We start from the raw sequence: 25,323 nt of genomic DNA on the forward strand, positions 1-25,323 counted from the left end.
CGAAGGCGGCGTGTCAGTAACATGAATGCCGTCTGACACTCCCTCTTCGCGAGCAGGCTCGCTCCCACAGGGGGTTATGCGATAGCCGGCCTGCGTTCCAACAGGTCTTCAAGCTCGTCGAGCAACTCTTCACCGCGCAGCAACTCGTAGTGCCCGCCCGCCAACAAGCGATCAACGCCGTGGCTGCCGACTTGGGCCTCGAACACCCGACGTTCATCGTCGCGTTCGGCCACCCACCAGCGATGCGCCATAATCTGAATCGCCGGCAGTTGCCGATGCGCCAACGCCAGTTGCTTGAGGCGTGAGCCGGTGGCGAAGATCTGCGTGAGTTCCCCCGCGCCCAACGCGGCTTGCTCATTGGAGCCGTGCATGGCCGCCTCGATCACTGCCGTGGAACCCTCGCGCTCATTCAAGTCAGCGGCTTTCAGCGCAATCAGCGCTTGAGCCTCATCGGCCGGCAGACCGAGCACAAACTTCAGGAAGTCGCCCAGGTCCTCGCGCCAGTCCCCCGCATCTGCGGTGCCCGCCACGTAGCTGTCGACCAGCCCGGCAAACGCGACCGTCTCACCTTGGCTTTCCAGTTCGTGAGCAACCAGTTGCGTCAACGCTCCGCCCAACGACCAACCCAGCAAGTAATACGGCCCCTTGGCCTGCTGACTGCGAATCCGTTGCGCATAGGCTTGAGCCATGGCGAGCAGCGACTCGTCCTGCCACAGCGGATCAAGCAGCATCCGGCATTGCACGCCGTACACCGTGCGCCGGCCTTCCAGTCGACGGGCCAGCGGTTCGTAGTCGAACACCGTGCCGAAACCAGCGTGCAGGCAGAACAGCGCCGGCACGTTCGGGATCCGCGCATTCAGCGCCAACAACGGATCCGGCGCCGCTGCTACTGGCTCGGCCGCCTGATAGCCACTAAGTTCGGCGATGCACGGCTTCTGCATCAAGTCTCGCAGTTTCAATTCGAAGCCCAGTTGCGGCTGACTGCGCACCCGCGAAATGACTTTGAGCACCTGCAACGAGTCGCCGCCGAGTTCGAAGAAGTTGTCGTCGATGCCCACTTGCGGCACGCCCAGCACCTCTTGCCAGATCGCGGTCAGCGCCGTTTCCAGTGCGTTGCGCGGCGCGCGATAACCGCCGAGCGCCCATTCAGGCGTAGGCAGTGAGCGACGGTCGAGCTTGCCGTTGGCCGACAGCGGGAAACGCTCCAGCATTAGGATTCGCGCCGGCACCATGTAGTCCGGCAGTTGCGCTTGCAGTTCAGACTTCAAGCGACGATCCAGCCCAACAGCACCGGCCGCCACCACATAACCCACCAATTGCTTGCCGGTCGGCGTGTCGTGCACCACCACGGCGGCATCCTGCACCCCGGCGCAATCACGCAGGCGGGCTTCGATTTCGCCCAGTTCAATACGGAAACCACGGATCTTCACTTGCTGGTCGAGACGCCCCAGGTAGTCGATCAACCCGCACTCGCGCTGGCGCACCAGGTCGCCGGTGCGGTACATGCGGCCACCGGCCTCGAACGGGTCCGGAATGAAACGTTCGGCACTCATGCCGGGACGCTGGTGATAACCGCGCGCCAGGCATTCGCCGCCCAGGTACAACTCGCCGCTGACACCGACCGGCAACGGATTGAGGTCGACGTCGAGCACGTACAAACCACGCCCGGCCACACCACGGCCAATCGGCGCATACGCCGCGTCGCAGGTTTCGCTGACCTCGGCACGCCACAACAGCGGCGTGACCACGGTTTCGGTCGGGCCGTAACCATTGACCAGACGCTGCGGACGCAGAGCCCGTTTGACCTGCTCGAAACTGGCCTCCGGCACCGCGTCACCACCAAAGCAATACACCTCGACCGCCGGTGGATTGCCCAAACGTTCAGCCACCTCGGCCATCTGTTGCAGGTACGCCGGCGGGAAGCAGGCCACGGTGACGGCGTGACGCTGCAACACTTCCAGGGTTTGCTCCGGCGTCCACACACTGTCATCGCGGATCACCAGACTGCCGCCGGCCAACAGCACACTCAGCCAACGCTCCTGAGCACCGTCGAAAGCGAACGACATGAAATGCAGTTCGCGGCTGCGCGGGGCCAGTTCGTAGAGTTCGATGATGCCGCGGCAATGCCGGGCAATCGGACCCCGCGCTACCGCCACACCTTTCGGCTGGCCGGTGGAACCGGAGGTGTAAATCAGGTACGCGAGGTGTCCCGGCAGCGGTCGGGAAACCGGGCACTCGGCGTTGTCGGCAACGCTCAGCTGATCGAGCAACAGCCGTGGCGGGCTATCAGCCAGCGTCAACCGTTCACCCAAATCGCTGTCGCAGAGCAACAGGCTGGCCGCCGAATCGCTGAGCATGTAAGCCAGTCGCTCGGCCGGGTACGCCAAGTCCAGCGGCAGATAAGCCGCCCCTGCTTTAAGTACTGCGAGGAACGCAACGATGGTGCGCTCGGAACGAGGCAGGGCCACCGCCACCAGACTTTCCGGCCCGATGCCGCGACCGATCAGTTGCTGCGCCAACCCATTAGCCTGCGCCTCAAGCTGTGCATAACTGACTTCCCGATCTTCGCAGATCAAGGCGATTTTCTGTGGTTGAGTGCGCACGTGCTGATTGAACGCGTGCAGCAAATCCGCGTTGTCGTCAGAAACTTGCGGCAGGCTGATCAGCGCTTCAGGCAAACCAATGTTGCCAAGCAGACGCGTGGCATCTTCCGGCAACGCACGCAGCAACCCTTCAAGCTGCGCACGAATCCGCTCTACTTCCACTTCACTGAAGCGATCACGCAAGAACAGGTATTCGACTTCCAGGCCTTCTTCGTTGGCGCTGACCATCAAGTCCATCGGGAAGTTAGTGACACCGCCGCTGCCGACTTCGGCAAAGCGCAGCTCACCTTCCTCGCCCCCTTTCAAGGCGCGGTCCACCGGATGGTTTTCGAACACGATGATGCTGTCGAACAAGCCTTGGCCACCCTGCCCGGCCCAGCGCTGAATGTCCGACAACGGCGTGTGCTCGTAGTCGCGGACCATCAGGTTGTAATCCTGCAACGCTCGCAACCACACGCCCAACGGCTGTTGCGGATCGAGGGTCTGGATCACCGGCAAGGTGTTGATGAACAGACCGAGCATGTCCTGCGCGCCGGCCAACCCAGTCGGACGCCCCGCCACCGTGGCGCCGAACGCGACGCTGCGCTGGCCGCTGTGGCGTTGCAACAGCAACAGCCACGCGCCTTGCACCAGCGTGTTCAACGTCACGCGCTGACGCTTGGCGAAGCTGTGCAGTTTGCGCGTCGCTTCAGCGTCGAGGTTGCTGTACATCACGCCGTGGCCGGAACCTGCGGCACCGGAAGCCTTGGCCAGAATGGTCGGTTCTTCGAGCAACGCCAGTCGTTCGCGCCAGAAGCCTTCCGCCTGCGCACCGTCCTGGCGTTGCAGCCAGGCGATGTAGTCGGCGTAGCGACCGGTCAGGGCCGGCAGACTGTCGTTGTGGTACAGGCGCAACATGTCGCCCAGCAGACGTGAGGCGCTCCAGCCGTCCAGCAACAGGTGATGGTAGATCCAGATCATCTGGTAACGGTCATCACCCAGGCGAACCAGGATGAAACGCATCAATGGCGGGCAACTCAGGTCGAAGCCTTTGGCCTGTTCCGCAGCCGCCAGTTCACTCAGCGCCTGCTCGGTGTCGGTAAGCTCGCGCCAGTCGAGTTCTTCGATCGGCAACTCGACTTCGGTAAACACCGCTTGCAACGGATCGGCCAAGCCATCGCGCCAGCGGAACGCCGCGCGCAGCACTTCATGACGTTCCACCAGGGTTTGCCAAGCGGCGCGGAAACGCGGCACCTGCAAACCGTCCACCGCTACGCTCAACTGGTTGACGTAGGGGTTCAGCTCCGGTGAATCGAGGCAATGGAAGAGCATGCCTTGCTGCATCGGCGACAGCGGATACAAGTCTTGAAGCCCTTCACGGGCGGCGATGTCGATGTGCGGCACCAACGCAAAAGCAGGGACTTTCGACGCTTCAACCAACGCCGCTTCACGACGGGTCGCCACCGCAGCGAGTGCACGAATGGTTTGCTGTTCGAACAGTTGCTTCGGACTGAACACCAACCCGCGTTGCGCGGCACGACTCACCGCTTGCAGCGAGATGATCGAGTCACCGCCCAGCTCGAAGAAGTTCTCGGTGACGCCCACCGACTCGAGCCCCAGCAGTTCCTGCCAGATCTCCACCAGCAACGCTTCGGCCGGCGACACGGCGGCGACTTGACCGTGGTTCTGACGTGACGCTTCGGGCGCTGGCAGGCCTTGGCGATCACGCTTGCCGTTCGGCGTCAGCGGCAACGCGGCCAGGCACATCAAGTGCGCCGGCAGCATGTGCGCCGGCAGACGGCTGCGCAGGTGCAGGGTCAGCGCTTCACGCAAATCGTGCTCGTCGGCGAGCGGATCGCGCGGCACCACGTAACCGACCAACTGGCGGCTCACCAGGCCTTCGCGATCGATCACGAAGGCTTCACGCACGCCTTCGTGTTCCAGCAGGCAGGCTTCGATTTCGCCGAGTTCGATACGGAACCCGCGAATCTTCACTTGCTGGTCAATGCGGCCGAGGTACTCGACGACACCGTCAGCGCGGAACCGTGCGAGGTCACCACTGCGATACAAACGCGCGCCCGGCACGAACGGATCCGGCACGAAGCGTTCAGCCGTGAGGTCCGGACGTTGATGGTAACCACGCGCAACGCCCTCGCCGCCCAGGTACAACTCGCCCGCCACGCCAACCGGCAACGGCTGCAAGCCGCCGTCCAGGATATAGGCGCTGCGGTTGCCGACCGGCCGACCAATCGGCATGAACGCCGAGTCGAATTCGGTATCCGGATACGCCAGCCAGATCAGCGGCGTGATCACCGTTTCGGTCGGGCCGTAGCCGTTGATCAGGCGCTTCGGTTGCAGCACCTGCTGGACTTCATCGAACGCATGTTTGGCCATGCCTTCACCGCACGGGGTGTAGGAGCGGATCGGCAAATCGCGCCCCGCTTCGCCCATGAATTCGGCGATCTGCCCCAGATAGGTCGGGGTGAAGCAAGCGATGGTGATGCCGTGTTTTTCGATTTCAGCGCAAGTGCGCTCCACGCTCCACAACTCATCGTCGCGCGGCATCACCGCCGAACCGAACACCAGCGGCGTCAGCCAGCGCTCGTGAGCGCCGTCGAAGCTGATCGAGGCGAATTGCAACTCACGATCGTCCGGGGTCATGCCGTACAACTCGCCGATCGACAGGCAATGCATGGCCAGCGGACCGTGGGCCACGCTGACGCCTTTCGGCCGTCCGGTGGAGCCCGAGGTGTAAATCAGGTAGGCGAGGTTTTCGCCGCAGGTCAGGTTGACCGGGTTGGTTTCCGGCATTTGCTCCAGCGGCTCGCGGTCGATCTCCAGGACCGACAGGCCTTCCGGCAAGGGCAGTTTTTCCCGCAGCCACGATTGGCTGATCAGCAGCGAAATGCCGCTGTCTTCCATCAGATAGCGCAGGCGTTCGGCCGGGTACGCCGGGTCCAGCGGCACGTACGCGCCGCCGGCCTTGAGGATCGCCAGCAGGCCAATGATCATCTCCGGCGACCGCTGCATCGCGAGGCCGACCCGCACTTCCGGACCAATGCCCAGTGCGCGCAGGCGATGGGCCAATTGGTTGGCGCGGCGGTTGAGTTGGTCGAAGCTCAATTCCAGTTCGTTGAAGATCAACGCCGTTGCGTCCGGTCGGGCGACGGCCTGGGCCTCGATCAATTGATGCACGCAGAGCGGGTTTTCCGTTGCGGTGAATGCGGGATTCCACTCGACCAATTGTTGCTCGCGTTCCGGCGCACTCAGCAGGTCCAGTTCACTCAAGGCAGCCTGTGGCGCGGCGACCATCGCCGCCAGCAGCGCGGCCAAATGCTCGCTCATGCGGGCAATCGCCTCGGCGCTGAAGTGGCTGCACTGGTAGCTCCAGTTCAGGCTCAACTGGTTTTCGGCGGTGGCCGCCAGCGTCAGCGGGAAGTTGGTGCGCTCATGGTTCTGTGGAATCGAGAAGCTCAAACCGGCCGGCGCACCTTGTTGCAGCGCTTCGGCCACCGGGAAGTTCTCGAACACCAGCAGGCTGTCGAACAGCGGTTCACCGGCACGCCCGGCCCAGCGCTGAATGTCACTCAACGCGGTGAATTCATGCTCACGCAATTCCAGGTTCTGCGCCTGCAAACGGGTTAGCCATTGACCGACGCTTTCAACCGCGTCCGGGCTGCTGATCACCGGCAAGGTATTGATGAACAGGCCGAGTTGGCTTTCGGCACCCGGCAAGTCCACCGGCCGCCCCGCCACGGTCGCGCCGAACGCGACGCTGCGTTGTCCGCTGTAGCGTTGCAGCAAGAGTGCCCAGGCACCTTGGACCAAGGTGTTGAGGGTGACCTTTTGCTGACGGGCAAAGTCGCTGAAGCGTTTGCTGGTGGCGACATCGAAGGTCTGACGATGGTCGGCGAACTCTGCCGTCGACAGGTTTTTACTGTCGCCATGGGCCAGGCTCTGCGCCAACAAGGTCGGGTTGTCGAGGGTCGCCAGTTGCTCGCGCCAGAAGATCTCGTCGGCATGGGCATCCTGACGTTGCAGCCAGCCAATGTAATCGGCAAAACGCCCAATCGGCGCCTGCACGTCTTTCCCGGCATAACGCTGCAGGACTTCGCTCAACAGCAGCGAGTTACTCCAGCCATCGAGCAACAGGTGATGGTGGGTGTAGATCAGTTGCTGACGCTCATCGTCCAGTCGTACCAGCGTCAAGCGCATCAACGGCGCCCGAGTCGAATCGAGTTGCAAGCGTTCGATGTCGATCAACTGCCCCAGCGCTTCGGCCTGATCATTGCGGCCGCGCCAGTCGAGGCAGGCCATCGGCAATTGCAGATGACGATGCACCAACTGCACCGGCGCTTCGAAACCGTCGGGGAAGTGGAAACTGCTGCGCAGGATCGGATGGGTGTCGAGCACCGCCTGCCACGCGCGGCCGAGCCGTTCGGCATCGAGGCCACGGGCTTCGACGCTGAGCTGGTTCACGTAGGCCCCAGACTCCGACTCGTACAGGCTGTGGAACAACAAACCGGCCTGCATCGGCGACAGCGGATAAAGGTCCTCGATCTGCGCCGGTGGCACCGGCAGGCCATCGAGTTGCACCTGGGTCAGACGCGCCAACGGGAAGTCCGCCGGGGTCACGCCGCCTGCGCCATCGCTCAGGCAATGAGCGATCAGCGCCAGCAACTCAGCGCGAAAATCCGCCGCCAGCGCTTCGATCTCGCGCTGGTCGCAACATTCGCGGCTGAAGGTCCAGTCAAGTTTCAGTTCGCCGCCATACACCTGGCCATCCACCGACAACCAGTTCGGCAACGGTGCGTCCGCCGATTGCGCGGCACCGCTGGATTCGCGAGCCGGGGTGAACAGTGCGTCGTCGGCAAAGCTCTGGTCGAACTGGCCGAGGTAGTTGAACGTCACGCGTGCTTGCGGCAACGCGGCCAGCGCCGCTTGGGCCGCGGCATCGCCCATGTAGCGCAACAGGCCGTAGCCCATGCCTTTGCCGGGGATTTCGCGCAGTTGCTGCTTGATCGCCTTGATCGAACCCGAGAGGTCGGCGGTCGGCGTCAGGCGTACCGGGAACAGGCTGGAAAACCAGCCCACGGTGCGGGTCAGGTCGATGTCATCGAACAGCTCTTCGCGGCCATGGCCCTCGAGCTGAATCAGCGCCGATTCGTCGCCGGTCCAGCGGCTGAGGGTTCGGGCCAGTGCGGTCAGCAGCAGGTCGTTGACTTGCGTGCGGTAGATCGCTGGCGCCTGTTGCAACAACTGGCGAGTCTGCTCGCGGTCCAGACCGACACTGACGCCCTGACGCAAGTGCCCGGCCTGACTGGCTTGGGCGTTGGCGGCCGGCAGCGAATCATTGGCGACGTTCAGTTGCGCCTGCCACCAGCTCAGTTCGTTGGCGGCGGTTTCGGAACGTGCGTACGCGTCAAGCTTGTCGGCCCACGCCTGGAAGGCGCTGGTCTTCGGCGGCAGCTCTTGCCCTTGGTAAGCGGCCTGCAAATCTTCCAGCAACACCCGCCAGGACACACCGTCCACCGCCAAGTGGTGGATGACCAACAGCAGACGCTGCGAGCCGTCGGCCTGGGCGATCAACGCCACGCGCAGCAGTGGACCGTCTTGCAGGCTGAGGCTGCGCTGGGCTTCGTCGCACACCGATTCGAGCGAGGCATCGCTGGCCACGCGAGCGGTCCAGAGCATGTCGATCACATCGGCGCTGTCGGCCCCGACATAACGCGCCGACCATTGGCCATCGACCTGACTGAAGCGCAAACGCAGGGCATCGTGCTGTTTGAGCAGGCGTTGCAGCGTCGCTTGCAGACGCGGCAATTCGAGGGTTTCACGCGGCACCAGCAGCACCGCTTGGTTCCAGTGCGCGCGCTGCGGGATCGGCTCGTCGAAGAACCAGCGCTGAATCGGCGTGAGTTTCTGCACACCGTCAACCGGCCCTTGTTGCGCCAGCGGTGCCGCTTGTTCTTTGACCACAGCGGCCAGCGCTTGCAAGGTTTGCTGCTGGAACAGGTCGCGCGGTTGCAGGCTCAGGCCAGCACGACGGGCACGGCTGACCACTTGAATCGAAATGATCGAGTCGCCGCCCAGTTCAAAGAAGTTGTCCTGACGACCGACCTGCTCCACGCCCAACACGTCCTGCCAGATCTGCGCCAGCACCTGTTCATGTTCGCTGTGTGGCGCTTCGAAGGCGCGTTGGCTGACTTGCGCGGTCGGCGCCGGCAGGCGTTTGCGGTCCAGTTTGCCGTTGGGGCTCAGCGGCATTTGCTCGATCAGCACGGTCTGCGTCGGCACCATGTAATCCGGCAGGCTGGCCAGCAGATGGCTTTTAAGGGTTTCACGCCATGCGCCTTGCTGGTCGGCATCGGCGTCCAGCAGTGCGCGATTCTGTGGCACGAGGTACGCGACCAATTGCTTGCCGCTTGGGCCATCGAGGGCCAGCACCACGGCTTCTTGCACGTCGGCATGTTCTTGCAGACGCGCTTCGATTTCGCCCAGTTCGATGCGCAAACCGCGAATCTTCACTTGATGGTCGATACGCCCGCAGTAGTCGATGGCGCCATCAGCGCGATAACGCGCCAGGTCACCGGTGCGGTACAGGCGCTCGCCGCTGCCGAACGGATCAGCCACAAAACGCTCAGCGGTCAGCGCGCCGCGACGGTGATAACCGCGAGCCAGACCGACACCGCCCAGGTACAACTCGCCCACCGCGCCCAGTGGCAACGGCTGCAATTCGCTGTCGAGAATGCAGGTGCGCAGGTTGGCGATGGGGCGGCCGATCGGCACGCTGTCGCGGCCCTCTTCCACGCAGGTCCAGTGGGTCACGTCGATGGCCGCTTCGGTCGGGCCATAGAGGTTGTAGAGATTGGCTTGCGGCAGACGGCGCAGCGTCTGGCGTTGCAGTTCCATCGGCAGCGCTTCACCGCTGCAAATGATCCGTTGCAACGACGTGCAGGCCAGCGCCTCGTCGGCACCGATGAATGCGGAGAGCATTGACGGCACAAAGTGCAGAGTGGTGATCGCCTGTTCGACAATCAGCGCAGCCAGGCGTTGTGGATCGCGGTGCTCGCCCGGCGCGGCGATGACCAACGTGGCGCCCTTCATCAGCGGCCAGAAAAACTCCCACACCGACACGTCGAAACTGAACGGCGTTTTTTGTAGCACGCGGTCCGTAGGCCGCAAGTTGTAGGCTTCCTGCATCCACTCCAGGCGGTTATGCAACGCCACATGGCGGTTACCCGCGCCTTTGGGTTTGCCGGTGGAACCGGAGGTGTAAATCACGTAGGCGAGGTTTTCGGCGATGGCCAGATTTGGCAGATCAGTGCCCGGCAGCTCGTTCAGCCAATCGGCTTCGGCGTGCAGGCACAAAGTGCGCAAGTTGTCCGGCGTAGGCAGTTGCGCCAGCAGATGTTCCTGAGTCAACAACAGCGTGATGCCGCTGTCTTCGATCACGTAGCTCAGGCGATCGAGCGGGTATTCCGGGTCCAGCGGCACATAAGCGCCACCGGCCTTGAGAATCGCCAGCAGGCCAACGACCATTTCAAACGAGCGGTCGCAGGCAATCCCCACCAGCACTTCAGGGCCAACGCCCTGGGCGCGCAAGTGATGGGCCAGACGGTTGGCACGCAAATTCAGCTCGGTGTAACTCAGGCGCTGCCCTTGGAACACCAGCGCTGTCGCCTCACCGTTTTCAGCCACGCGTGCTTCGAAATGCCGCTGCACGCAGACTTCGCCCGGATAGCGTTGAGCCGTGTCGTTCAGGTCATCGAGGATGCGCAGGCGCTCGTCGGCCTCCAGCAACGGCAACTCGGCGAGCGGGCATTGCGGGTTCGCCAGCACACCGGCCAACAAATTCCGCCAATGACGCGCTAAATGTTCGATGCGCTCAGCATCGAACAGATCGGTGGCATACGTCAGGCTGGCGAACAGCTTGTCGCCCTCCTCCTGCGTGTCCAGTTGCAGATCGAACTGCGTGGTGTGCGCCGTGGCGTTCAGTGCTTCGACGCGCAGGCCTGCGAGCAAGCCGCTGACCGCCGCCGGTTTGGCTTGCTGGTGGTTGAACATCACCTGGAACAACGGGCTGTGGCTCAGGCTGCGCTCACTTTGCAGCGTCTGCACCAGACGCTCGAACGGCAAGTCCTGATAATCCTGAGCATCCAGCGAAGCGGCGCGGGTCTGGTCGAGCAATTGGCTGAACGGCAGACGCCCGTCCAGTTCGGCACGCATCACCTGGGTGTTGACGAAGAAGCCGATCAGGCCACGGGTTTCCGCGCGATTACGGTTGGCAATCGGCACGCCGACCCGCAGGTCGGACTGACCGCTGTAGCGATAGAGCAAGGCCTGGAAGCTCGCCAGCAACAGCATGAACGGCGTGACACCGCGCTGTTTGGCCAGGGTCATCAAGCCGCTGGCCAAGGTCGCATCGAGGGCGAAATCCAGACGCGCACCGCGCTGACTCGGTTGCGCCGGACGTGGGCGGTCGGTCGGCAATTCCAGCAGCGGTTGTTCGCTGCCCAACGTGTCACGCCACCAGTTGAGTTGACGCTCCAGTTCCCCCGCGTCCATCCAGCGGCGTTGCCACATTGCGTAGTCGGAGTACTGGATCGGCAACGCTTCCAGCGCCGCGTTTTGCCCTTGGCAATGGGCGGCGTAGAGCCGGGAAAACTCTTCCACCAACACGCCCATCGACCAGCCATCGGTGACGATGTGGTGCAGGGTCAGCAACAGCACATGGTCTTCGGCGTCGAGCTGCAACAGGCTGACCCGCAGCAGCGGACCGTGCTGCAGATCGAACGGCCGGGCGATGTCCTGCTCGACCGCTTTCATGGCCAGATCGAGACGCTGTTCCTGAGGTTCGGCGCGCAGGTCGATCTGTTCGATCGGCAGCGAGGTGAACCCGGCCAGTGTCTGCACCACCTGACCGTCATCCTCGACGAATCGGCTGCGCAAACTCTGATGACGCTCCAGCAGCACGTCGAAACTCTGCTGCAACGCCGCGACATTCAGCGGCCCGTGCAAACGCAAGGCGGCCGGAATGTTGTACGCCGAGCTTTGCGGATCAAGCTGCCAGAGGAACCATTGGCGCTGCTGCGCATACGACAGTTCGAACGTCGTTAGCGGCTCGGCAGCGGGCGGAATCGGCAGTTGACCAAAGCTCACGCCCTGCTCTTGCATGCGTTGCAGAAACTCGCGGCGCTTGTCAGCCGGCAGGCCGGCGAAGCGAGTGGCGATACGCTGGGCAGTGGTGTGTTCCATCAGTTGATCTCCATCTCGTCGAGTAGCGACTCAAGCGCATCAAGACGTGCATCGTTGTCAGCCGGGGTGTGTTGCCCGGCCATGGCGGCATAAGCCTGAAGGTCGGTGGATTCGAACAGCGCACGCAGCGGCAGCTCGATGCCCAGCTCCAGTTCCACACGGGCACTGGCCTGGGCGGCGAGCAACGAATGCCCGCCCAGTTCAAAGAAGTTGTCGCGCCGACCGATCTGCGCCACGCCCAGCACGCCGGCCCAGATCGCGGCCAGGTGCTGTTCAAGCTCGCCTTCGGGGGTTTCGAACGGGCGCTGCCATTCCTGCGCATCGGGCACCGGCAAGGCCTTGCGGTCGAGCTTGCCGTTGCCGGTCAGCGGCAGGGCGTCGAGCAGCAACCAGTGGCTCGGCACCATGTAGTCCGGCAGATCAACCTTGAGCGCGGCGCGCAGGTTGTCGCGCCAGGCGATCGGGTCATGCGGGGTGTGCTCGGCTACCACGTAGGCGCACAATTGCGGGCCGCTGTCGCCGGTATGCACGCTCAACACCGCTTGGCGCACGCCCGGTTGGGCCAGCAGCGCGGCTTCGATTTCACCCAGTTCGATGCGGAAGCCACGGATCTTCACTTGCTGGTCGATCCGGCCGAGGTAATCGATGCTGCCGTCAGAGCGCTGACGCGCCAGGTCGCCACTGCGATAGAGACGCTGGGATGCGTCGAACGGACTCGGTACGAAACGCTCGGCGGTGAGGCCGAAACGCCCGTGATAACCACGCGCCAGACCAGCGCCGGCAATGTACAACTCACCCGCCACGCCAACGGGCACCGGTTGCAACTGGCTGTCGAGCAGGTACCAGCGCAGGTCGCGGATCGGCAGGCCAATCGGGCTCTGGGCCTTGCCGTCGAGGTCGGCCAGGCGGATGGCGCGGTAGGTCACGTGCACCGTGGTTTCGGTGATGCCGTACATGTTGACCAGGGTGGGTTGCTGATCGCCGAAGCGCTCGAACCATGGGCGCAGGCTCGCGACTTCCAGGGCTTCTCCGCCGAAAATCACCTGGCGCAGGGCCATGCTCCGCGAGCTGGCGCAGGCAATCGGCAGCAATTGGCGGAACGCGGTCGGAGTCTGGTTCAACACCGTCACGCCTTCATCACACAGCAAACGGTGAAACTCCTGCGGCTCGCGGCTGATGTAATACGGCACGATCACCAGACGCCCACCGGTGCACAGCGAGCCAAACAGCTCCCACACCGAGAAATCGAACGCGTAGGAATGGAACAGTGTCCAGACATCGTCCGGGCTGAAGTTGAACTCGTCAGCGGTGGCTGTGAGCAAACGCCCGACGTTGCCATGGCTGAGCAATGCGCCCTTCGGCCGGCCGGTGGAACCGGAGGTGTAGATGACGTAGGCGAGGTTTTCCGGGGAGGCTAGCGCTGGCAGGTTGTCGGCGCTGAAGGCATCCAGTTGCAACGACTCCAGGCTCAGCACTTGCACGCCGTCGCGGGCCGGCAAGCCATCGATCAAGTGTTGCTGGGCCAGCAGCAATGTGATGCCACTGTCTTCGATCATGTAGCTCAGGCGCTCGGCCGGGTATTGCGGATCGAGCGGCACATAGGCGCCGCCGGCCTTGAGAATCGCCAGCAACCCAACCACCAACGGCATCGCCCGCTCGGTGGCGATGCCGACGCGCACCTCTGGGCCGACGCCCTGTTCACGCAGTTTGCGCGCCAGTCGGTTGGCCTGAGCGTTGAGCGCGGCGTAGGTCAGTTGCTCGCCTTCGTAGACCAGCGCGATTGCGTTCGGCCGTTGTGCGGCTTGAACTTCGAACAAGTGGTGCAAGGTTGGCGACGGCGGTTGCGCCTGGAACGTCGGGTTCCAGTGCTGGATAAGCGCATCGAATTGCGGCGCTTGCAGCAACGGCAGTTCGGCGACCCGTTGCTGTGGGTCTTTGACCACCGCTCGCAGCAGGTTCAGCCACTGCTCGGCGAGGCGGTTCATCGACGCCTCGTCGTACAAATCAGTGGCGTAGGTCAGGCTGGCATCCAGCGCTTCGCCCTGTTCCTGAGTGTCGAGCACCAGATCGAATTGCGTAGTGTGTTGCTGCCAATGCAGACGCTCAACCTGCAAGTCGGCGACGCTGCGTTCGACGCTCGCACCCAACTGCTGCTGATGGTTGTAGAGCACCTGGAACAATGGGCTGTGATTGAGGCTGCGGTCCGGCTGCAAGACGTCGACCAACTGCTCGAACGGCAAGTCCTGATTGGCTTGAGCGCCCAAGGCAACCTGTTTGACCTGTTGCAGCAAGGAGCTGAAGGACTGCTGCCCGTCGATCTCGGCACGCAGCACCTGGGTGTTGATGAAGAAGCCGATCAGGCCTTCGGTTTCCAGGCGCGAACGCCCGGCACTCGGCACGCCGACGCTGATGCTCGACTGCCCGCTCTGGCGATGCAGCAAGGTCTGGAAACTCGCCAGCAACAGCATGAACAACGTCACCTGCTGTTCCTGGGCGCGTTGACGCAAACCGGCCAGCAACCCGCGATCAACGTTCAATACCAGACTGGCGCCGCGCTCGGTACGACGGGCCGGACGGGTCAGTTCGCTCGGCAATTCAAGCGGTGCCTGGCTGCCATCCAGTTGCTCGCGCCACCACGCCAGTTGGCGTGCGCCCTCCCCGGCCTCCAGCCAGTCGCGCTGCCAACGGGCGTAGTCGCTGTAGTTCACCGGCAGGCTCGACAGGTTCGCAGCTTTGCCTTCGACGGCCGCCTGATACAGCGCGCTGAACTCATCGACCATGACCTGCATCGACCAGCCATCGGCAGCGATGTGATGCACGGTGAGCACCAACACGTGTTCGTCGGTGTTCACTTGCAGCAGCAACACGCGCCATAGCGGGCCGTTGCGCAGGTCGAACGGACGGGAGATTTCTTCGGCTACGGCATTGTCGATCGACGACTGATCGAGCGTGCGTTCATCCAGTTGCAGCGCCAGATTGTCGTGCAGCACCGGACGCGCCTGTTGACCGTCCTGCTCAAAGGTCGTGCGCAGGGTTTGGTGACGGGCCTGCAAGTGGGCGAAAGCTTCGCGCAGGGCTTCGCGGTTCAGCGATCCCTTGAGGCGCAGCGCGGCGGGAATGTTGTAGGCCGAGCTTTGTGGGTCAAGTTGCCAGAGAATCCACTGGCGCTGTTGGGCGTAGGACAGAATTTGTGGCTGATCGACCGTTGCACGTAGCAGAACAGGTTGGCCGCTGATGTTCGCCAGCGCGGCACGCTCGGCAAATTCCGCCAGGTTGGCGGCGGAGAACAGGCTGCTCACCGACAGTTCGAGCTGCAATTGCTGACGCACGCGAGAGATCACCTGAAGCACCAGCAACGAGTGTCCGCCCAACTCGAAGAAGTTGTCGTCGCGGCCCACGCGTTCGACCTGCAACACTTCCTGCCAGATCAGCGCGAGTTGCGTTTCAAGCCCTTCGGTCGGGGCCACGAAGTCACGTTGTGCATCGCCAGCTTCAGCGCGCGGTAGTGCTTTGCGGTCGAGTTTGCCATTGTTGTTGAGCGGCAGTTTGGCCAGCAGGATCAGGTGATTCGGCACCATGTATTCCGGCAACGACTGACGCAAGACGACTTTGAGGCCTTCCAGATATTCCGTCTCTGAAACCACCGCGCCGTTGGCCACGACATACGCCACCAATTGCGTACCGTCCTGAGCGATGACCGCCGCTTCGCGCACGTCCTCACGGGCTTGCAGACAGGCTTCGATCTCGCCCATTTCAATGCGGAAACCGCGAATCTTCACTTGATGGTCGATGCGGCCGACGTATTCCAGATTCCCCTCAGCGTTGTAGCGCGCCAGATCGCCGCTGCGGTACAGCCGCGCGCCCGGTTCACGGGCGAACGGGTCCGGCAGGAAGCGCTCGGCGGTCAGCGCCGGGCGGTCGAAGTAGCTTTGGGCCAGGCTGGTCGGGGCACCGATGCACAATTCGCCAACGCCACCGTTTGGCAGCAATTGACCGGCAGCGTCCAGCACGTACAGCGCCCGACCTGCGATGGCTCGACCGATCGGAATGCCAAACGCGTCGCTGGCATCCTCGATATGGCATTCATGAACACTGGACACCACAGTCGCCTCGGTCGGGCCGTAGGTGTTGAGCAAACGCACGTGGCTCAAACAGGCCTGATGCCACAAACGCAGACCTTCAACCGACATCGCTTCGCCGCCGACGTGAACCTGGCGCAACTCACCGAGATTGCGCACCACACCGCTCGCGCACTCACGGGCCAGCAAGTACCAATAAGTCGCCGGCAAGTCCGCCACGGTCACGCCCTGCTGGACGATTTCGGCGGCGAGGCGGTCGGCGTCCCACAGGTCGTCACCGCGCATGATCAACGTCGCGCCGACGCACAGCGCCGGGAAGCATTGCTCGACGAAGCCATCGAAACTGAAAGTCGCAAACTGCAACACACGGTCCGACGCTGACAGCAGCGAATAGTCGGCGGCGGTCTGGCAGAACTCGCGCAGCGCGGCATGGGCGATGGCCACGCCTTTGGGTTGGCCGGTGGAACCGGAGGTGTAGATGATGTAGGCCAGATTGTCGGCGAGCGCGTGGTTTTGCGGATCGCTGTCGGGATAGTCGGCGCTGTCGCCAAGGCCGAGACGTCGCACGCCTGGCACATTTTCCAGCAGACCGGACTCGCACAGCAGCACGTCGAGGCGGCTGTCGTCGATCATGTAGGCCAGGCGTTCAGCCGGGTATTTCGGGTCCAGCGGAACGTACGCCGCGCCGGTTTTGAGCACCGCCAGCAGGCTGACGATCAGTTGCGGGCCACGACGCAGCGCTAGGCCGACACGCTTGCCCGGACCGGCGCCATTGTCGATCAGGCGATGGGCCAGTCGGTTGGCTTGAGTGTTCAACTGAGCGTAGCTCAAGGATTGACCGTCGACCTGCAACGCCATCGCGTCTGGGGTGGTGGCGGCCTGATCGGCGATTTGTTCGTGGACCAAAAGCGTTGTGGATAACTGAACCGTGGCCGGTTGGCTGACAGCGAGCACAACGGCTTTGCCATCGACATCGAGCAATTCCAGCGCGCCGAGTGCCGCGTCCGGCAGCGCAACCAATTGCGTCAGCAGATGCTGCAAATTGGCCGACAACTCAGCGACTTGAGCCGCACTGAACCGCGCCGCGTCGTAGCTGAAGTCCAGGCTCAGGCCTTCGCCCAATTCGATGCCCAAGGTCAGCGGATAGTGCGTGCGTTCGTGGTTGTGCAGGTTGCCGAACGACAGCCCGGCCGGCGCGCCCTGTTTCAGCGCCTCGGCCACCGGGAAGTTTTCGAACACCAGCAGGCTGTCGAACAGCGCCGAACCCTGCTGCCCCGCCCAACCCTGAATGTCGTAAAGCGGCACATGCTCGAAATCGCGCATGGCCAGGTTCAGCCCTTGCAGCTCGCCCAGCCATTGGCTGACGGTTTGATCCGGCTTGATCGCACAGACCAGCGGCAGCGTGTTGATGAACAGGCCGAGCTGCTCTTCGATCCCCGGCAGCGGCGCGGATCGGCCGGCTACCGTGGCACCGAAGACCACGCAATCCTGGCCGGTGTAACGCTGCAGCAAAAGACTCCACGCTGCTTGCAGCAAGGTGTTGAGGGTGACCTTCTGCTGACGGGCGAACTCGGCCAGACGCTGGGTCGCGCGGCTGTCGAGGGCGACGCGGTATTCCTCACTTCCCTCAGTGCCCACCGGAGGTCGCAAGGCTTCGGCCAGTAACGTCGGCGCCTCCAGCGGCGCCAATGCCGCTTTCCAGAACTGCTCGCCCGCGGCAGCCGATTGCTGCTGCAACCAGCCCAGATAATCGCGGTATTGCCCAGTTGGTGCCGGCAACAATTGCCCGGCGGCGTAGTGCTGAATCACTTCGGCCAGCAACTGCGCGTTGCTCCAGCCATCCATCAAAATGTGGTGGCTGGTATAGATCAGATGCCAGTCATTGGCGCCCGTGCGGACCAATTTCAAACGGAACAGCGGCGCGCTGCCCAGTTCGAAACCCTGGGCACGTTCAGCGTCGGCCAGCGCATCGGTGTCGGTCGTTTCAAGCACTTCAAGCGGCAACGCGACGTGGCGGACAATCGCCTGGTGCGCGGTGTCGAGGCCTTGCCAGTGAAAGCTGCTGCGCAGGATGTCGTGACGCTCCAGCGCGGTTTGCCAGGCCTGAGCGAATCGCTGCGGATCGAGGCCCTGAATGTCCAGGCGCAACTGACTGATGTAGGCGCCGACTTCGGGTTCGTACAGGGTGTGGAACAGCATGCCCTGCTGCATCGGCGACAGTGGATAAAGGTCTTTAAGGGTCGAAACAGCAACCGGCAGTGCATCGAGTTGCACCTGACTGATGCGCGCCAACGGGAAGTCCGACGGTGTGGCTTGCGGCGCTTCAACGGCACAGCAGTGATCGATCAACGCGTTGAGTTCCAGCGCGTAATCGTCCGCCAGACGCGGAATGGTCGCGGCGTCGAACATCTCGCGGCTGAAACCCCAGCTCAGCGACAACTCACCGCCGTAGACCTGGCCTTCGACCGTCAGCCAGTTGCCCAATGGGGCCGATGGATCCTGCGCCACGCCGTTGCCTTCGGTGGACGGGACAAACATCGCGGCATCGTCGAACTGACGGTCGAACTGCCCCAGATAGTTGAAGGTGATGCGCGGTTGCGGCAACGCCGCCAATTCGGCGCGAATCGCCGGGGTGCCGAGGTAACGCAGTGCGCCGTAGCCGAGGCCTTTGTCCGGCACGGCGCGCAGCTGTTCTTTAATGGTTTTGATCGACGCGCCGAGATCGCCGGAAGGCATCAGATTGACCGGGAACAGGCTGGTGAACCAACCGACGGTGCGGGTCAGGTCGATGTCATCGAACAGGTCTTCGCGGCCATGGCCTTCAAGCTGAATCAGCGTGCTGCCCTGCCCGCTCCAGCGGCAAGCCGCCCGCGCCAGTGCGGTGAGCAGCAGGTCGTTGACCTGTGTGCGATAGGCCGCAGGGGCCTGTTGCAGCAGTTTTCGGGTTTGCTCGGCGTCGAGTTTGAGTTCGAGTTTTTGTTCGAAGCGGTTTTCCAGCGCGCCGGTTGGGCGATCGCACGGCAGATCGGATGGTGCATCGCGCAGCTGGGTTTGCCAGTGACCGAGGCTGTTTTCAAAGGCTGGAAGATGAGCTTGCAGACGGGCGACCCAGCGTTGGTAGGTGCTGGTTTTTACCATCGAAGCATGGCTGCCGCTGTAGAACTGCTGAAGGTCTTCCAGCAGCACGCGCCAGGAAACACCGTCTACCGCCATGTGATGAATGACCAGTAGCAAACGTTGAGTGCCGTCGGCCATCGCTACCAGAAGCGCCCGCATCAATGGACCGTTCTGCAAGTCGAGGCTGCTTTGGGCTTCGTCGCACAGGGCGTTGAGTTCTTCGAGCGATTGAGCCTGACGCTGCCACAACACTGATTCAGTGGTCGGCGCGGCGTAAGCCTGCTGCCAGCCGTTTTCGGTCTGTTCGTAGCGCAGACGCAAGCTGTCGTGATGGGTCAGCAATTGTTCTAAAGCGCGATCCAACGCCTCAACGTTCAACGCCTCACGCGGCATCAGCAGCAGCGACTGGTTCCAGTGCTGACGCTCAGGGATCGCTTGTTCGAAGAACCACTGTTGCACCGGCGCCAGCGCCACCGCACCAACCGCCAGGCCTTGATCGATCAACGGTTGCTCACCGTTGCGGGCGGCCTGGGCCAGGCTACGGACGGTCTGGTGCTGGAACAGGTCTTTGGGGCTCAACACGATGCCGGCCTGACGTGCACGGCTGACCACTTGCATGGAAACGATGGAGTCGCCGCCGAGTTCGAAGAAGTTGTCTTCAAGACCCACATTTTCGATGGCCAACACATCCTGCCAAATCGCGGCGAGGGATTTTTCCATCGCCGTCTGCGGCGCGACGTGTTCGCGTTGTTGCTCAGTGCCGTCGATGGCCGGCAAGGCCTTGCGGTCGAGCTTGCCGTTGGGAGTCAGTGGCAGCTGTTCAAGGAACAGCAGAAACGCCGGGACCATGTAGTCCGGCAGGTGCTGGCGCAGCGCGGCTTTCAAGGTTTCACGCTGGGTCGCTTGAGCGTCGATGTCGTCCAGTAGCGATGGATCGGCCGGCACGATATAGGCGACCAGTTGTTGGCCGTTGACGCCGTCCTGCGCCAGCACCGCCAATTCACGCACGGCGTCCTGCTGCAACAGCCGCGCTTCGATTTCACCCAGTTCGATGCGGAAGCCGCGCACCTTGACCTGATGGTCGATGCGACCGACATATTGCAACGTGCCGTCGGCCTGATAACGGGTCAGGTCGCCGGTGCGGTACAGGCGTTCGCCGTTGCTGGCGAACGGGTTCGGCACGTATTTTTCGGCGGTCATGCCTGGACGTGCCAGGTAACCGCGGGTGATGCCGGCGCCGGCCAGGAACAGCTCGGCGGACACGCCTTGCGGCACCGGTTGCAGGTCAGCATCGAGCAAATAGCTGGCGGTGTGCTTGAGTGGTCGGCCGATGTTCGCGCGGCCAGCGGCCTCACGACGGGTCCAGGTCGAATAGGTGGTGTCTTCGGACGGACCGTACAAATCGTAGACATGCTCGACGGTCGACTGCTGATACAACGCGTCCACCAGGCTCTGCTTCAACGGCTCACCGGCGAGGTTGATGATGCGCACGCTCGGCGGGATCTGCCCGTCGCGTTGCAACGCATTGATCGCCGACGGCACGGTGTTGATCAGGCGCACCTGATCAGGGGCCGGCAGATTCGGCAATTCCAGGGCATTGCGGGCGATGATCACCGAGCCACCGTTGGCCAGCGTGACAAACAGCTCCCACACCGACAGGTCGAAGCACACCGACGTCGAGGCCAATACGCCTTGAATGTCTTCACGGCTGTAGACCGATTTCGACCAGTCGATCAGCGCCAGTACGTTGCGGTGGGCGATGGCCACGCCTTTGGGTTTGCCGGTGGAGCCGGAGGTGTAGATCACGTAGGCGAGGTTGTCTGGTGTGACGCGAGTCATCGGCGCACTACTTGGATAAGCGGCCCACGCCGTATCGTCCATCAGCAACACTTGCGTTTCAGCTGTCACGGTCAATGTCGCAGCGACAGATTGCTCGGTCAGCAGCACTAGCGCGCAGCTGTCTTCGAGCATGTAGGCAACGCGTTCGGCCGGGTAATCCGGGTCCAGCGGCACGTAGGCGCCACCGGCCTTGAGCACGGCGAGCAGCGCGACCAGCAAATTGTCGGAACGCTGCATCGCCACGCCAACGCGGATTTCCGGGCCAACACCCAATTCGATCAACCGATGTGCCAGACGATTGGCCTGATTGTCGAGCTCGGCATATGTCAGCTGCCTCGTGGCAAAGGTCACCGCCAATGCCGTCGGGTTCGCGGCGACTTGCTGACTGATCAGCTCATGAATGCACAGGTCCAGCGGGAAGCTTTCGTCTGCGCGATTCCAGTCATGCACTATGCGTTGATATTCGGCGTTCTCCAGCAGCGGCAAATCACTGATGCGCTGCTGCGAATCACTGACCATGCCCTGCAACAAATGCGTCCAGTGCTGCGCCATGCGCGCGATGGTCGCGGCGTCGAACAGGTCATTGGCGTAAGTCAGCGCGGCGTGCAGCTTGCCGCCCTTTTCATAGGTGTCGAGGGTCAGATCAAATTGAGTGGTGCGCCCTTCCCACTCGATCACGCCCAGCGCCAGACCGGAGGCGGTGCTGACCGTAGAAATGTCCGCGACCTGCGGCTGGTGGTTGTACATCACCTGGAACAGCGGCGTGTGGCTGAGGCTGCGTTCCAGTTTCAGCGCCTCGACCAGGCGCTCGAACGGCAAATCCTGATGGGCCTGGGCACAGAGGGCGGTTTCCTTGATGGCGCGCAGCAGGTCGTCGACGCGGGTCTGGCCGTCGAGCTGGGTGCGCAGCACCTGGGTGTTAACGAAGAAGCCGATCAGGCCTTCGATTTCGGCGCGGTTACGGTTGGCGATCGGCACGCCGACGCGGATGTCGGTTTGCCCGGTGTAGCGATGCAGCAGCGCGTTGAAGGCGCCAAGCAACAGCATGAACAGAGTGATGTTGTGTTTCTGCGCCGTGGCCCGCAACTGCTCGGCCAACTGACCGTCGACGGCGAACTCGTAACGGGTGCCGCGATAGCTCGGCATCGCCGGGCGCGGATGATCGGTGGGCAGTTCCAGCACCGGGTGCTCGTCGCCCAGTTGCGCCTGCCAATAGTCGAGTTGACGCGCCTGTTCGCCCGCCTCCAGCCAGCGGCGTTGCCACAACGCGTAGTCGCTGTACTGGATCGGCAATGGCGCGAGTTGCGGTTGTGCGCCCGCTTCGAAGGCGTCGTAGCAGCGGATGAATTCGTCGATCAGCACGTTCATCGACCAGCCGTCGGAAACGATGTGGTGCAGGGTCAGCAGCAGGACGTGTTCCTGCTCGGCGAGTTTGAGCAAGGTGACGCGCAGTAATGGGCCGGTTGCCAGATCAAACGGCAGCACGGATTGCTGCTCGGCCGCTTGGGCAACGGACCTTTCGCGCTCCATGGCCGGTAATGCGCTGAAATCCACCTGATCGATCACAAGCGGCCCGCTGGCCGGCACTTGCAGCAGGTCGCCGTCGGCCTGGCGCTGGAACACGGTGCGCAGGGTTTCGTGACGTTCAACGAGGCTGGCGAACGCTTGCTCCAGCGCGGGCAGGTTCAACTGCCCGGTCAGGCGCACCGCGCCCGGCAGGTTGTACGCGCCGCTTTGCGGGTCCAGCTGCCAGAGAAACCACATGCGTTGCTGGGCGTACGACAACGCCTGGCGATCCTCGGCTTCTACGCCGGCAGGAATCGGAAAACGGGCGAAATCAACGCCTTCCTTGTGCAAGGCCGCAAGGAACCTCTGGCGCTTTTCCAGGGGCAACCCGATAAACCGGCGAGCAAGTTTCAAGGAGTCTTCAGCATTCATTTCTTAGCATCCGGATCAGTGGCGGGAAGCACAAAGGCACGTCGTCCCTATAAAACGAATGCAGACCGGAAAAATTAGCGAATGAGAACAAGTATCAGGAAGGAGGTAGAACGCGGAGTGTCAGGGTGTCAAAAGTCATTGTGGGAGCGAGCTTGCTCGCGAAGTCGATGTATCAGCCACCCTTGATGTCGACTGATACTCCGCCTTCGTCGGAACGCCGCCCGGAGCCGGCTCGTTCCCACAGGATTGAGGTGATGTTGAGATTGGGTCAGGCGCTGACTGCCATGGCATGCCGCCGATGGTGAACTTCCAGCTGATCCTTGATCACCCGCAACACCTTGGCTTCGTGCTCGTGGATAAAGAAGTGACCGCCAGCGAGCATGTCCACCGAGAAACTGCCGTGGGTTTCCTTGCTCCAGCCGATCAACTGTTCGGTGGTAGCGCGATCAGCCTTGCCGCCGAGCACATGAATCGGGCACTTGAGCAACGAACGCTGTTGCGGCTCGAAACGTCCGCACAATAGAAAGTCCGCGCGCAACACTGGCAGCGTCAGGCTCATCAGCTCTTCGTTGGCCAACACTTCCTCGCTAGTGCCGTTGAGGGTGCGCAATTGCTCGATCAGTTCGGCATCGGTTTTAGGCTCGGCGAAACCGCGATCGTAGTCGGCACGCAGGGTCGGTGCGGCGGTGCCCGAGGCGAACAGCGCCACCGGTTCCGCGCAGCCAAGCGAGCCAAACGCATGGGCCATCTCACAGGCCAGCAACGCGCCAAGGCTATGACCGAACAGCGCGTACGGCGCCTTGAGCGTGGCTTTTTGTTCCTGCGCGAGTTGTAGCGCCAAGCGTCGCATGTCGGTGTGCAAGGGTTCGCCAAACCGGGCGCCACGCCCCGGTAATTCCACGGGTTGCAGCTTGAGCCACTCCGGTAGTTTGCGTCGCCAGCGGCTGTAGACCATGGCACTCGCGCCCGAATAAGGCAGGCAGAGCAATGTCAGCTGGGTCACCGGGTTCACCTCGAAAAGTTGTCTGTTAAGTGAACGGATGAGCGTCGGGGAGAATTAGTCGTACACATCCCCCTTGTAGGAGTGAGCCTGCTCGCGATAGCGGTGTGTCAGTCAAAATAAATGGTGACTATTACACCGCTATCGCGAGCAGGCTCACTCCTACAGGGGGGCTTTATTTCAAATGGCGGAAGCTTTGCACTGCGGAACCGAGGACCACGGCGCCAGCGGCGACGGCGACCCAGAATCCGCTCCGGGCTCCAAATGCATCGATAAGCCAACCCGAACTGGCCGCGCCAATCGCCACGCCAATGCTCAACCCGGTCACCAGCCAGGTCAGGCCTTCAGTGAGTTTGGCCGGCGGCACGATGCGCTCCACCAACGCCATCGCAACAATCAGCGTCGGCGCAAAAAACAGCCCGGCGACAAACACTGCCAGCGACAGCCCGAGAATGTTCGTCGCCAGCAGCAACGGCAGCGTGGTCACCGCCGTCGCCACCCCGCCGTACAGAAACAGTTGCGGCAACGGCAGTTTCGAGCGCAACGCCCCGAACGCCAGCCCGGCCAGGCACGAGCCGATGGCGTACACCGACAACACAATGCTCGCCGCCGCTGGCTGGCCCTGCTGCTGGGCGAAGGCCACGCTGACCACATCCACCACACCGACGATGGTGCCCATGGCGACCATCAACAGCATCAGCAACTGAATCTCGCTGGAACGAATGATCGAGGCCTGATGATGGTCTTCATGAGGATGAATCGCCGGCTCGGTGTCACGTTGCAGCACAAACGCCGTCACCCCGATCGCCAGCATCAGCAACGCCGCCAACGGCCCCGCCTCGGGGAACGCCACAACGCACAACCCCACCGACAGTGGCGGACCGACAATAAAACAGACCTCGTCCAGCACCGACTCCAGCGCATAAGCAGTGTGCAGTTCAGGCTGGCCGCGATACACCTCGGTCCAGCGCGCCCGCACCATCGCCGACATGCTTGGCATGCAACCGGCCAGCGCGGCGAACACAAACAACGTCCACTGCGGCGCCTGCAAACGAGTGCAAAGCAACACCAGCAACAACGCCCCGCCCCCGATCAACGCCGACACCGGCAAGATCCGACGCTGCCCGAAGCGGTCCACCAACCGCGAAACCTGCGGTGCACAAAATGCCGTGGCCAAGGCAAACGTGGCCGCCACTGCGCCAGCCAATCCATACCCGCCCTGCAGTTGCGAGAGCATGGTGATCAGGCCGATGCCGGTCATGGAAATCGGCATGCGCGCGATCATGCCCGCCAGTACAAAAGCTCGAGCGCCTGGGGCGTTGAATAGTTCGCGGTAGGGGTTTGCCATGGGATCCTCTCATCCTTTGCGGATGCACGGTGCCACAAACCCGACTGGCAGTAAAAAGTACCCGGGCGTAAAAGTCTGCAACGCCTTGCGGCGCTATCGGAACTGAACTAGATTTTCTATTCCCGAAAACTAGTCTGAAGTTCACTACGAAGTCTGGTCCGA

Annotated in this window: 4 protein-coding genes; all 4 read right to left on the reverse strand. The window is 62.7% G+C overall.

The genetic code is table 11. The features are described 5' to 3' along the window. Nucleotides 1–74: 74 nt before the first annotated feature. The 4 genes from QFX16_RS20120 to QFX16_RS20135 all read right to left on the reverse strand — a co-directional run bounded on the left by QFX16_RS20120 (nucleotide 75) and on the right by QFX16_RS20135 (nucleotide 25,161). Nucleotides 75–11,840, reverse strand: coding sequence for a non-ribosomal peptide synthase/polyketide synthase (locus tag QFX16_RS20120; RefSeq protein ID WP_283181064.1), 11,766 nt, complete (start codon nucleotides 11,838–11,840; stop codon nucleotides 75–77). Then, entirely contained in the window at nucleotides 11,840–22,813 is a 10,974-nt protein-coding gene (locus QFX16_RS20125) for a non-ribosomal peptide synthetase (RefSeq protein ID WP_283181065.1), read from the reverse strand. Before QFX16_RS20125 ends, QFX16_RS20120 begins: the two co-directional genes overlap by 1 nt. Before the next feature lie 268 nt (nucleotides 22,814–23,081). Continuing rightward, on the reverse strand, nucleotides 23,082–23,816 hold the full coding sequence (locus tag QFX16_RS20130) for a thioesterase II family protein (protein ID WP_283181066.1): 735 nt from the start codon (nucleotides 23,814–23,816) through the stop codon (nucleotides 23,082–23,084). Nucleotides 23,817–23,988: 172 nt separating this feature from the next. Beyond that, entirely contained in the window at nucleotides 23,989–25,161 is a 1,173-nt protein-coding gene (locus QFX16_RS20135; RefSeq protein WP_283181067.1) for an MFS transporter, read from the reverse strand. Between the last annotated feature and the right edge of the window lie 162 nt (nucleotides 25,162–25,323).

Origin of the sequence: Pseudomonas svalbardensis, from assembly GCF_030053115.1 — a bacterium.
Taxonomy (GTDB): domain Bacteria; phylum Pseudomonadota; class Gammaproteobacteria; order Pseudomonadales; family Pseudomonadaceae; genus Aquipseudomonas; species Aquipseudomonas svalbardensis.

Coding starts and splice junctions, on each gene's coding strand:
- QFX16_RS20125 (WP_283181065.1), bottom strand. CDS start 22,813: ATGAATGCTGAAGACTCCTTGAAACTTGCTCGCCGGTTTATCGGGTTG.
- QFX16_RS20135 (WP_283181067.1), bottom strand. CDS start 25,161: ATGGCAAACCCCTACCGCGAACTATTCAACGCCCCAGGCGCTCGAGCT.
- QFX16_RS20120 (WP_283181064.1), bottom strand. CDS start 11,840: ATGGAACACACCACTGCCCAGCGTATCGCCACTCGCTTCGCCGGCCTG.